General features: G+C 26.2%; 12 protein-coding genes. All 12 read right to left on the reverse strand.

Annotated elements, in window-relative coordinates; genetic code table 11:
* Genes H0I29_RS04865 through H0I29_RS04920 form a run of 12 tightly spaced genes read right to left on the reverse strand, consistent with a single transcriptional unit; the run spans nucleotide 1 to nucleotide 11,944 of the window.
* Complete coding sequence (locus H0I29_RS04865) at nucleotides 1-756, reverse strand: glycosyltransferase (RefSeq protein ID WP_218754608.1); 756 nt, start codon at nucleotides 754-756, stop codon at nucleotides 1-3.
* Nucleotides 757-2,112, reverse strand: coding sequence for an exopolysaccharide biosynthesis polyprenyl glycosylphosphotransferase (locus tag H0I29_RS04870; RefSeq protein WP_218754609.1), 1,356 nt, complete (start codon nucleotides 2,110-2,112; stop codon nucleotides 757-759).
* Nucleotides 2,113-3,204, reverse strand: a complete 1,092-nt coding sequence (locus H0I29_RS04875; protein ID WP_218731741.1) for a glycosyltransferase — start codon at nucleotides 3,202-3,204, stop codon at nucleotides 2,113-2,115.
* Nucleotides 3,201-4,391 (reverse strand): O-antigen ligase, encoded by a 1,191-nt coding sequence (locus H0I29_RS04880; protein WP_218731742.1) that lies wholly within the window; start codon nucleotides 4,389-4,391, stop codon nucleotides 3,201-3,203. Before H0I29_RS04880 ends, H0I29_RS04875 begins: the two co-directional genes overlap by 4 nt.
* Complete coding sequence (locus tag H0I29_RS04885) at nucleotides 4,388-5,182, reverse strand: glycosyltransferase (RefSeq protein WP_218731743.1); 795 nt, start codon at nucleotides 5,180-5,182, stop codon at nucleotides 4,388-4,390. The genes H0I29_RS04880 and H0I29_RS04885 overlap by 4 nt, the downstream gene beginning before the upstream one ends.
* Nucleotides 5,175-6,566, reverse strand: coding sequence for an O-antigen ligase (locus H0I29_RS04890; protein ID WP_218731744.1), 1,392 nt, complete (start codon nucleotides 6,564-6,566; stop codon nucleotides 5,175-5,177). Before H0I29_RS04890 ends, H0I29_RS04885 begins: the two co-directional genes overlap by 8 nt.
* Complete coding sequence (locus tag H0I29_RS04895) at nucleotides 6,556-7,740, reverse strand: hypothetical protein (protein ID WP_218731745.1); 1,185 nt, start codon at nucleotides 7,738-7,740, stop codon at nucleotides 6,556-6,558. The genes H0I29_RS04890 and H0I29_RS04895 overlap by 11 nt, the downstream gene beginning before the upstream one ends.
* Nucleotides 7,733-8,425, reverse strand: coding sequence for a glycosyltransferase family 32 protein (locus tag H0I29_RS04900; RefSeq protein ID WP_218731746.1), 693 nt, complete (start codon nucleotides 8,423-8,425; stop codon nucleotides 7,733-7,735). The genes H0I29_RS04895 and H0I29_RS04900 overlap by 8 nt, the downstream gene beginning before the upstream one ends.
* A gap of 59 nt (nucleotides 8,426-8,484) precedes the next feature.
* A complete protein-coding gene (gene rfbC / locus H0I29_RS04905; RefSeq protein WP_218731747.1) occupies nucleotides 8,485-9,039 on the reverse strand; it encodes a dTDP-4-dehydrorhamnose 3,5-epimerase in 555 nt (184 codons plus the stop codon).
* A complete protein-coding gene (gene rfbA, locus H0I29_RS04910; RefSeq protein ID WP_218754610.1) occupies nucleotides 9,039-9,893 on the reverse strand; it encodes a glucose-1-phosphate thymidylyltransferase RfbA in 855 nt (284 codons plus the stop codon). Before rfbA ends, rfbC begins: the two co-directional genes overlap by 1 nt.
* 2 nt (nucleotides 9,894-9,895) lie before the next feature.
* The gene (gene rfbB, locus H0I29_RS04915) at nucleotides 9,896-10,903 is read right to left on the reverse strand and encodes a dTDP-glucose 4,6-dehydratase (RefSeq protein ID WP_218754611.1); all 1,008 of its coding nucleotides are present in this window, start codon (nucleotides 10,901-10,903) and stop codon (nucleotides 9,896-9,898) included.
* A 3-nt stretch (nucleotides 10,904-10,906) separates the two neighbouring features.
* Entirely contained in the window at nucleotides 10,907-11,944 is a 1,038-nt protein-coding gene (locus H0I29_RS04920) for a hypothetical protein (RefSeq protein WP_218754612.1), read from the reverse strand.
* Nucleotides 11,945-11,952: the final 8 nt, after the last annotated feature.

Consider the following 11,952-nt stretch of genomic DNA (forward strand, 5'->3'; position numbering starts at 1 on the left):
TTAACTAAAACTCCATTTTAAAAAATATTTAATTGCGGATGCTAGGTGATAAAAAAATAATTTAATATTTTTTGATGAACCTTTTTGATGTTGATGAGTAATTTCTATGTTTGGATAATATAGTTTCTTTTTTCCTGAATCATCTATTTTTCTACAAATATCAGCATCTTCCATATATAAGAAATAACGTTCATCGAACCCTTTTAGATTTTTAAAATCGGCTGCTTTAAAAAGCATAAAACAACCATGAATAAATTCTGGATAAAATGGTTTTGATAAATCTTTATTTCTATACTCGTTTTTTAAAATTTGATTTTTAGAGATCTTTAGTTTTCTATTTATCAAATCAAAAAAAGTTGGATGTTTTCTACAAACGTATTGTTTTTCTTTATTTGGATAAATAACTTTTGGTGTTATAAAAGAAACATCTTTTTCTTCTTCTAATTTACAAATTAGAATAGGAATAATTAGAGAATCAAACTCTACATCAGGATTTAAAACCAGATGAAATTGAGAGTTGACTTTATCTAAAACTAAATTATGAGCACGACCGAAACCTATATTTTTTCCAACAAAAATATATTCAATTTCAGAAGAAACAAAGTGTTTCTGTAACGTATTTGAAGGCGAATTATCAATTAAAAAAAGTTTCTTATCTAAATTTATTTTTAAAAAAGAGTCAATCGTTTTTTTTAATGATGATAGATTTTCATTGTAAAGAACAATTGTAGCTGTAAGTGTAACATTTCCTGTCATCTAATACGCCTTTTCTTCTCCTTTAAAAACATTAAGAATGGTCTGTAAAATAATTTTGATATCTAAAAAAAATGACCAATTTTCTATATAAAAAATATCTAACCTTACTCTATTTTTAATATCTGTTCTTCTTTTTATTTCTCCTCTATACCCACTTACTTGGGCTAAACCAGTAATTCCTGGTTTTACAATATGTCTTTTTAAATAATCATCTACATCTTTTTGATACTCTAAAGACAAACTTTCTAAATGTGGTCTGGGTCCAACTACACTCATGTCACCAACTAATACATTAAAAAACTGAGGTAATTCATCCATACTTGTTTTGCGTAAAAACGCTCCAATCTTTGTTACTCTGGCATCATTTTTTGTAGCATGTATTTTATCTGATAAATCATTTATTTGCATAGATCTAAATTTGTAACATATAAATTCTTCTCCGTTTATACCTTCCCTTCCTTGTTTAAAAATTAAAGGTCCTTTAGATTCTAATTTGATTAAAAACCATAAAATAGGTAATAACCATGATAACAGAAAAATGATTACGAATAAAGAAAAGAAGACATCAAATACTCTTTTAATGTAAAAGTTTTCCGCAAACTCAAAGGGCAGTTTATTTACATTTAAAACCATTAATGCATCGTCATAATATTCTACACTCTGATTTTTACTATACAATTCACTTGAGTTTGGTATCAGTTTTAAAACAATGTCCTTATCAATTGCAAACTTGTTTATTTTTTTTATTTGATCTTCATTTAATGATGACAAAGAGCAGTAAATTTGATCTACAAAATTATCTGTTACATATTTAAACACACTTTCTAAATCTCCTAAACATTCACTATTCTTATACTTTTTATCCGAGAAAAAGCCTAAATATCTATATCCTAAGTTAGATTTACTTTTAAAAAGTTTAATAATATTTTTTGAAGAATCATCAAAACCAACTACAATCGTCGTTCTAAAGTTATTCCCAAGAGACCTGTATTTCTTTAACAATAGAAGCCACAAAAATTTTACTAAAGAAACACTTAAAATTATAGAAATTAAAATTAAAAACTGATTATTAACAACCTCTCCTTCTCTAAAGAAACCGAAATAAGCAAAATAACCTAGAATAAAAAGGAGAAATTGTTTTCCTAAAAGTGTAGAAACTCTTAGTAAACCTGTATACCTATATACATTATAGAACCCAAATAAATAAGTTGTAACAAGCCAAAAAACAGATATGTATGATAGAAAGTAAACATTTAAAAATGCTTTATCATATATTAAATAAACAATAACGTTGATAATAAGTAGGTCTACAAATGTTTGAAGTGGTCTTATTAAATAGGAAAAGCGTTTTTTCATCTAATCTAATTCTAAGGTTTCAATTACTTTTTTATGAAATTTATTTTTAAAATTGTCTATTGAAAAACCTAACGAATGTTCTCTTATAGATTTGCAGTTAAACTTAATACTTTCAAATTTATTAATCGCATCGGTTAATGATGCTACAGTTTGTTCTCTAAAGAATATTCCCGTTTTATTTTCTAATACTGTATCTAAAGCCCCCCCAGATCCATAAGCAATTACTGGTGTACCACAAACCTGTGGTTCTAAAAGCGCTATTCCAAAATCTTCTTTACCACAAAAAACAAAAGCTTTTGCTTTTTTTAATAATTGCTTAGATTCTTCTGGGAATAAATATCCTTTAAACTCAATATTTTTATTTGCTTTATCTTTAAATTCTTTCATTAAGGAACCGTCTCCAATAATAACTAATTTTTTTCCATTCTTATTAAATGCATCTATTAATAAATCATATCTTTTGTAAGGCTCTAATCTACCTACAGATACATAAAAATCTTCTTTTTCTTCACAATACTCAAAATCATCCACATTTACTGGTGGATTAATAGTATATACTTTTCTTTTATACTTATCTATTGCCCAATTAGATACAAAATCGGAAACAGATATTATTACTGTAGGTTTTTTAGACATTCTTATATCAAACCTTCTCATTGAAGGTATAATAAAAGAACCTATTTTTTTTATGCCTTTAAAATACAATTCTTTTTCTTCCCAAACATATTTTAAATTTCTTGCTACTAAATAAGAAATATGTTTGCTACTTTTTTTATAACTTATTCCTTTTACAACAGAATGTGTAACACTTATAATAAGTGCATTTTCTTCTTTAACTTTTAATTGTTTTAAGAAAAAAGGAAAAAGAGGTAATGCTGCTCTAAACTTACTCCCAAATATTTTTAAAAAAGTCGTTTCTATAGGAATCACTTTATTACCAAATATTTTTTTTAAATTTTCTTTTGGCATTATATTTATTAAAACATAAACTTTATCAAAATTGTATTTTTGATGTAAATATTTTACAACCTGTTCTGACCCTGCATAGGCATCTAACCAATCCATCACTAATATTTTTTTTTCTATTTTCATTTTTTTTCTTTCGTAATTTTATGAAATAAAGGTATAAAAACACCAAATAAATATACACCCAATTGCCTATGAAATAAATTCTCTACCATTAAAAAAAGTACAAAGGAACATATAACAAATATCGAATTAAAACTATCTTTAAATGTATACAAAGAAAAAAATAAAATTGATAACATTAATGTTAAACCAACAATACCTCCTTCTAAGAAAATATCTAAAAATTGATTATGAGTATTAAACGCAGTTTTTAGATAATAATCTCTTTTAGAAATATTATCTATATTATCCTTATAACACTTATTTAAATTATCCTGAATAGTATTTCGATTATTATGACCAAAATAAAAATTAAATTTCGAATCATTAATTTGGTTAAAAACACAATCCCAAATAACAAACCTTGGCTCTTGGTTTTTTAATACTTTAATTGTCTGGCTATAAGAATTTTCTATATGTAATCTATCTTTCAAATTTTTATTCTTTGAAAAAAAAATCGTGATTAGAACTACAATGGTAATGAATCCTAAAACTGACTTAGTCCTTGAAAACTTAAGATAAGTTATACTTCTTATGACCAAATAAATGACCAATAAGAATAATGCCAATCTAGCAACAATAACATAAAGAAAAACAGCAATTAAAAAAGCTAGCACTAAATAAGTTATTTTTTCTGCTTTTAATTTAAGTTTAAGAAACAATATGTCTATTAAAACAATTGCAATTAAACACATAAAACCAAAATAAGGTCTATGAATTAAAATTAAATCTTGCACTTCTGCAGTGTTACCAAAAGGCAAGGCTTTAAAAGAAAGATAAAATTTTAAAATTTTAAAAAAAGAAAGTATAATCGCAAAAGAAACACCTAAAATGTATCCTTTTATAACTAAAGTTACATTTTTAACATTAAAAAATAAAAAACTTAAAGCAAGAATAACAAGCAACTGCTTATATATATTAAAATTTTCTAGGAAGGTATTAAAGAAGGTTGCCTTAAAAATAATATATAAAACATATATAACTACTAACTTACTATATGTATTAGACAATATAACTTTGTCTTTTTTGAATAAGAAAATTAAAAAAAGAACTCCTAATAATATGTTTGGGATTGCCACTGATATTGGCAATGATAATAATAATACTGAAAAAACAATATCAAATAAATTATCTATTTTTTTTACTATCAATTCTTAATAATACTTTTTAATTTAATTAAAAGAGATAATGGTAAAATGTAGAGCAGACAGCTTCTTAACAAACCATATATAGGATATAAACCTAAATAAAAGTTATTTAGTATCAAGACTACTCTATTTTTTGCTTGTTTCTTTCTTAAAAGTGTAGAAATTCCTTTTGGATTTATCTCACATTTTACTAAAACCTTATTAATATTAGCAACTTTAAAGTTATTTGTTACATTAAAAAAAAACGCATAATCTTCTGCTGCCTTATAGTTAACAGGATATAAACCAATAGTATCTAAAATACTATTTCTAAACATAATGGTTGGATGAATATGCATGGCGTTAATAAACATCTTTTTTCTAATAAGTTTATCTTTTTCTGGCACTTTTAAAGTATAGACCAAATTTCCCTTTAAATCTACAAATTCTACGTTACTGCCAACTAACACAATCTCTTTATTAAAATCTAAAAATGATTCTTGTATTTTAAACCTTTCTTCTATACAAACATCTCCACAATCTAATCTCGCTGTGAACTCGTATTCTTTCTTCAAAATAAACTCTAAGCCTTTATTTAAAGCAATTTCGATCCCTTTATTCTCTGGAAGGTATTCAAAATAAACTTCTCCATTAGCTAAATAAGAAGATCTAACCGTGTTTTCATCAAATTTAATGGCACTCCCATCATCTACAATAATGACATCTAAGAATTCCTCTTTGTTTATTGACTTTAAAGATTTATAAAGCCCAATTGGGTTGTTAAAATGGGGAATTAACAAAATAACTCTATTCATTTTCTATTTTTTTCTGTTGAATTTGCAATATTAATAACGCTAAACAAATCCAAAATCCATAAATTCTAAAACTATCAAATTGCAACCAATTTATTGAAAACCCAATAAATGAAATAAGTAATACAATAGGTACTATTTTTTCTATGTCATTTCTGCTTTTAATTAGCTTTTTACATTGTCGCATAATTAAAAAAATAAATGACACAAAAATTAAAACTCCTATGATTCCTGTTTCGGCTAACAATCTAGTATAAAGATTGAAGCCTGGAGGAAAGGATGTATCTTTATCATTTAAATAATATTCCTTAAACTCATAATTATTATGAGTAGCCCATTTAGGATATTTATCTTTTAAATGATAAGCTTGTTGGCCAAAACCAACACCAACAATGGGGTTCTCTTCAAATACTAATAATGATGTGTATTGAATACCAAACCTAGATCTATTAGAAATACTTTTTGTTAGGTTTTTTTTAAAATTAAGTGTACTTAATTTAGTTTCAACTGCCTCTGCTACTTTTTTGCCATTAAAAACAAACAACAAAATAATTAATGCACTAAATAAAAGCAAAAACCTCTGTATAACTTTCTGAAATTTAATATTAATTGAAAATACAACCCCTATAAAAAATATAAATTGAAATATCACAACAATTAACGCTGTTCTAGATCCTGAAAAAAAAGTTAATATAAAAACAACTATAGTTGGTATGTATTTTTTTACTCCTTTTGAAGTTAAAATATAACTAAACATCCACCCACCTACTGTAATCAAATAAATTGCTAAAAAAGGAGGTTCATAAGCAACAGAAGAAATTCTTTTAAAATTAAAATCTAAACTTGTTTCTGTAAAAGGGAAATAATCAAATAGTTGAAAAAAACTTTTTAAAAAAGATAGATTAAAAACTAAAATTAAAATTTCTATAAAGGAATAAAACGAAATAAAAACAAAGGAATACAAAAGTATTTTTCTTAATCGAAGAAATATTGTTTTCAATTTATAGTTACTAAAAATGTTATAGGCAGTAACAAATAAGATTAAAGCTATTGAGAGCGCTAAAAATTGTCTAAAAAACCGATTAAACCCAGATGTTTGTTTTAAGTAATTCTCATAAATTGAAGTGAAATTTAATAACGTAGAAATAAATAACCAGCCTACAAAGAGGATTAAAAACTGAAAAAAAAGGTTTTTTACTGGTATTTTTAGATTCTTTTTAAAAAAAGAATCTAAAAAAAAGAACATCGATGCTAGTAGAAATAAAACAATTGCACCATCCTTTCTGTACTCTCCTAAAAAAGAAATACCCACATACGAATTAAAGGGAATAAAGAAAATCCCTAGAAAAAATAAAAATGTATATACTTCTTTTAAACTAATTCTCATTCTTTTTATTTAACAAAATATATGAAAGAATAGCCGATCCTAGGTTAATGATTAATTGAGATAAAAAGGTTGAAAAAGCAGCTATACGCATTCCGTATTTCTCAATAAAAAAATAATTGACAATAATATTAAATAAAATAGCTAATACACCTAAAGAAAATAAATACTTATACTTTCTGTAAGCAATTAAAAAAGAAAATGGCAATGTTACATACGTAATAAAGGCACCCAACATTAAAATGTTAGTATTCCAAAAAGAAATAATATATTCTTTGTAAATATAATGTGTAATGATAAAATTAAAAAGAATTGCAATTAAAAAAAGAGCAAAAGAAAATAACAAGACCTTTTTAAAACTTTTTTTAACAAATAGTATATAATCATCATTTTTGGCAATTTCTATTTGTTTGATGTTTAAAACCGTAAAAATTGGCACAACTAACATTAATGAAATATTATAAACTTTTAAAGAAAAAGAGTAAATACCTAAGCTTTTTTCAGACAAATATGCATCTACAAAATAAGAATCAATAAAAGAAATAAAAGGAATTAAAGCAGTGTAAAAAATTAAAAACTTAGACCTAAATAATAAAGTTTTTAATTTATCAAAAGTAATACTAAACTCTACCTCTCTTTTCTTTACAAAAAGAACACCTAAAAACACCATGGCTAAAAACGAAACTAAGTAGTTGATTTCTAGTAACTCTAAATAATTATTAGAGTCTAAAACATAAAAGAAAAGAATGGTTGTACCAAAAATACTTACTTGCCTAACTACATCAACAATACCATAATTATAATACCTTTCTTTAACATTTAAATATGACTTTAAAGATGTACCAATTATAAATGTTGTTATAAATAAAAAAAACAGATATAAATTTAACTTAGGATTTAAATGTGAAATTATATAAAAAAAAAGAGGCGCTAATAAAATGGATAAAAATAAAATTCCAAAATTAAATTTCTTGTAACTATATGTTTTAAAATCAACTAAATAAGAGGATAAAAAAGGATCTATAATTATTGCTCCTAAATGCAATAGAAGGAGAGAATAACTATACTCACCAAAGTCTTTAATCGATAAAAAAATTAATACAACAGCTATATTGGCAAGTCCCAAAGACTTAACAATAATATGCGATGATAATATTTTGAAAATATTTTTAAACATTTTTATTAAGAATTCTTCTATAAAACTGTCCTAGTTTAATGGATATTTTTTTTGCAGGACTAATCCAAGACATATTAAAGTGATGAATTCCAAAAGTATTTCTACTGATTACAATTTTACCATTTGTAAAGCTTTTGGGACAGAAAAAATCACTTGGATAAATTCTTAAATTATCAAGAATTAATTGTTCTTTGTTATTTTTTATAAGTCCTTTTTTATTTAAAATACTTGATATTATTTCTACATTCGTAATTGTATTTAATCCGTCTTCTAAAATAAACGATTTATCATCATAATAACTTAATAACTCTTTTATTAAATCGTTATTTTTCACACTACCTATTATACTGCTTTGTACAGAAACATCATCCTCAAACCCAGTAAAACTTTTATTAACCAAGAAGTCATCAATATTTTTTAGTAGCTCCATATCAGAATCAAGGTAAACTCCTCCATAGTTATAAAGCACCCAAAGTCTTATATAATCCGAAACAAAAGCCCACTTTTTTTTTTGATAAGCTTCATTTACAAATAAAGGTGCTTTATTAAAATCAAAGTTATCCTCATTCCATTCGATAAATTCATAATTCCCACAATATTTTTCCCAAGACTTCTCACATTGTTTTACCAATTTAGGTTTTTCTTTACCACCAACCCAAATTGAATGTATAATTTTAGGAATCATAGATTTTAGTTTTAGAAATTATTTATAGTTAGCTTCTTATATTACAATTATAAACCTTTCTATTTTGTTACTTTTATAAACTCTTTAAACGTTTTTAACTTAGTATCCTTCTCAGACAATGTAATTTCACCTAAAGGTATACCCCAATCAATATCTAAATCTTTATCATTAAATAAAACACCATCTTCTGCTTCTGGTTGATAATAATTATCACATTTATAAGACACAATTGTATCATCTTCTAAAACAGAAAAGCCATGTAAAAAACCTCTTGGAACAAGTAATTGCTTATTATTTTCTTCCGATAATTCTACTGAAAATACCTTTCCAAGAGTTTCAGAACCTTTTCTAGCATCAACGGCAACATCTAAAATTTTACCTTTTACAACTCGTACTAATTTTGCTTGTGCAAATTCTCCTCTTTGTAAATGCAACCCCCTTACAACTCCATATTGAGATGTAGATTGATTTCCTAGAACAAAATCTCCTGTAAACCCGGTTTTTTCTTGGAATTCTTTTTTATTATATTCTAATAAAAAACATCCTCTATTATCTTTAAAAAAAAGAGGCTCTATTACATAACACCCTTCTAAACTTGTTTCTTTTACAATCATTATATTTTTAATAAATTATTTCCATAACCACTTTTTAACAAAGGTTTTGTTATTTCTATCATTTGTTCTTTTGATATAAAACCAGCTCTGTAGGCAGCCTCTTCTATAGCACCAACTTTCAAGCCCTGTCTTTCTTCAATTACTTGTACAAACTGACCTGCTTGCATTAAAGAGTCAAAAGTACCTGTATCTAACCAAGCAGTTCCTCTATCTAAAATTTCTACAGATAGTTTCCCTTTTTTTAAATACACATTGTTAACTTCTGTTATTTCTAACTCTCCTCTTTTACTTGGCTTTATATTTTTAGCAATTTCTACAACCTCATTATCATAAAAATAAATACCAGGAACCGCATAATTAGACTTTGGTTTTTCTGGTTTTTCTTCTATTGAAATTGCTTTCTGATTGTCATCAAATTCTACCACACCATATCTTTCAGGATCATTTACATGGTATGCATACACAATACCTCCATTAGGATTGTTATTCGCTTTTAACAAATTAGACAACCCTGAACCATAAAAGATATTGTCTCCTAAAATTAAGGCAACTTTATCTTTGCCTATAAATTTTTCACCTATAATAAAGGCTTCTGCCAAACCATTTGGTTCTGCTTGCACTTCATACTCAAAACTACAACCAATTTGATTTCCGTTTCCTAATAGCTTTTTAAACAAGGGTAAATCTTGCGGTGTAGAAATAATTAAAACCTCTCTTATTCCTGCAGAAATTAGAGTGGAAAGAGGGTAGTAAATCATCGGTTTATCATACACTGGCATTAACTGTTTACTTACTGCCAATGTAAGTGGGTGTAATCTTGTACCAGAACCTCCTGCTAAAACTATTCCTTTCATATCTAACTATATTTTTCTAAATACCACTGAATGGTTTTTCTAATACCCGTCTCAAAATTTTCTTGAGCTTTCCAGTTTAATTTATTTTCTATTTTTGATGCATCAATTGCATATCTAAAATCATGACCCGCTCTGTCTTCTACAAAACTAATTTGTTCTTTGTACGATTTTTCTTTTGGTTTTTCTTCGTCTAAAATTTCACAAATAGCATTTGCTATATATAAATTATTTCGTTCATTTTTACCACCAATATTGTAGGTTTCCCCTAATTTACCTTCTTTAAAAGCAAGCGCTATTCCAGTACAATGGTCTAATACGTACAACCAGTCTCTTATATTTTTTCCATCACCATAAATGGGAATATTTTCCTCAGAAATTGCTTTTCTTATAATTGTAGGAATCAGTTTTTCGTCATGTTGTTTTGGCCCATAATTGTTAGAACAATTGGTGGTTATAACATTCATCCCAAACGTATGAAAGTAACTTCTCACCATAAAATCTGATGATGCTTTAGAAGCACTATAAGGGCTATTTGGTGCATAAGGAGTTTCTTCTGTAAACAAACCTGCTTCTCCTAAAGTACCATATACCTCATCTGTAGAAACATGTAAGAATCTTGAATTTTCAAAACCTTCTATAAATACATTCGGACTTTCCATCCAATATTTTTTAGCTACATCTAGTAAATTAAAAGTTCCAAAGACGTTTGTTCTTACAAATGCATCAGGGTTTTTAATAGAATTATCTACATGAGATTCTGCTGCAAAATGAATAACACTCGTAAATTTATATTGATTAAAAAGATTTTCTACCAAATCTCTATCACAAATATCTCCTTTTACAAAAGTATACCTTTCATTATCTTCTATTTCAGATAAGTTAGAAAGGTCTCCTGCATACGTAAGTACATCTAAGTTTACTACTTTGTAATTTTTATGTTCGTTTAAAAAATAAGGTATAAAATTAGAGCCTATAAACCCCGCTCCACCTGTTATAAGAATTGTTTGCATTATTTATTTTTTGTAGTTATTTAGAAATGTATTTAGTTGTTTTATCATTAAAAATAAAAACATAAGACCCGCACCTAAAATAGCTAATAAAAAGGCGTAATTTTGCGTAACACCGCTTACTTTATATCCTACCGCCTGAAAATTAGAAATTACATTAATCACCTCATATTCTTCAGATCTATCATTAACAACATCCCTTAACTCTGCATTAATTCTTCTATTCGTTTCAAAAAGTTCTAACTCTTTTGTTGTGCTCTTAACACCTCCTAAGTCTATATTTGTTCCGTTACTTTGTTTTTTTGCCTCTTCAACCATTACCTGCATGTAAACCCTCCTTAAAGAATCTACCTGACCTAAATTTTGACGTAATAAAGAATCTGTTCTATTTAGGTTTTCATTACTTAACTCTTTTAATCTGTTAAAATATTTATTCTTTACTACGGAAGAAATAATAACATCTCCTAGATTATTAAAAACGTCGTTTTTTTCTGAAACTACGTGAATTTCATGAATTTTATAATCATAATTTGAGAAGGCTTTTTTAAACTGCTCATATTTATAACTCTTTACCGTAGTTGTATCTACTGCCAAAATAAATTTATTGTAAGAATCAATAATATCATTTTCAGTTTCAATGGAAGTGATTGTAAACTTCTTAAAACTTGCAGCTGTTGATTCGTCTAGATTAAATATTTCAGCTAAATCTGCCGTCTTTTTCTGTCTTACAAGGTCATTATAATAATTTATATTATTATATAATTGCCTTGTACTTTCAAAATTCGGTTTTACAAGTAAATCAGATCCATAAAGATCTTTCTTTTTCACCTCCAAAAAAACCCCTGCTACAACTCCTACCAATGCTGCAATTGCAATCTTAATAAAGTGTTGTTTAAAGAAGATTAAAATTATGATTAAAAAATTAAAAATTCCTTTAAAAATACTTCCAATAAAATTAAAAAACTTAGAAAAACCTTTACCGATAAGTACAAATAATGAACCTAAATCTATTTCTTCTTCGTTATTTTTTTGATTTGTTGACATTCTTTTTT

Source organism: Polaribacter sp. R2A056_3_33, assembly GCF_019278485.1.
GTDB lineage: Bacteria > Bacteroidota > Bacteroidia > Flavobacteriales > Flavobacteriaceae > Polaribacter.

What these genes read in the sequence shown, in the direction of transcription:
- rfbA (WP_218754610.1), bottom strand. Translation starts at nt 9,893, where the DNA reads ATGAAAGGAATAGTTTTAGCAGGAGGTTCTGGTACAAGATTACACCCA.
- rfbB (WP_218754611.1), bottom strand. Translation starts at nt 10,903, where the DNA reads ATGCAAACAATTCTTATAACAGGTGGAGCGGGGTTTATAGGCTCTAAT.
- H0I29_RS04895 (WP_218731745.1), bottom strand. Translation starts at nt 7,740, where the DNA reads ATGTTTAAAAATATTTTCAAAATATTATCATCGCATATTATTGTTAAG.
- H0I29_RS04885 (WP_218731743.1), bottom strand. Translation starts at nt 5,182, where the DNA reads ATGAATAGAGTTATTTTGTTAATTCCCCATTTTAACAACCCAATTGGG.
- H0I29_RS04920 (WP_218754612.1), bottom strand. Translation starts at nt 11,944, where the DNA reads ATGTCAACAAATCAAAAAAATAACGAAGAAGAAATAGATTTAGGTTCA.
- H0I29_RS04870 (WP_218754609.1), bottom strand. Translation starts at nt 2,112, where the DNA reads ATGAAAAAACGCTTTTCCTATTTAATAAGACCACTTCAAACATTTGTA.
- rfbC (WP_218731747.1), bottom strand. Translation starts at nt 9,039, where the DNA reads ATGATTGTAAAAGAAACAAGTTTAGAAGGGTGTTATGTAATAGAGCCT.
- H0I29_RS04865 (WP_218754608.1), bottom strand. Translation starts at nt 756, where the DNA reads ATGACAGGAAATGTTACACTTACAGCTACAATTGTTCTTTACAATGAA.
- H0I29_RS04875 (WP_218731741.1), bottom strand. Translation starts at nt 3,204, where the DNA reads ATGAAAATAGAAAAAAAAATATTAGTGATGGATTGGTTAGATGCCTAT.
- H0I29_RS04900 (WP_218731746.1), bottom strand. Translation starts at nt 8,425, where the DNA reads ATGATTCCTAAAATTATACATTCAATTTGGGTTGGTGGTAAAGAAAAA.
- H0I29_RS04890 (WP_218731744.1), bottom strand. Translation starts at nt 6,566, where the DNA reads ATGAGAATTAGTTTAAAAGAAGTATATACATTTTTATTTTTTCTAGGG.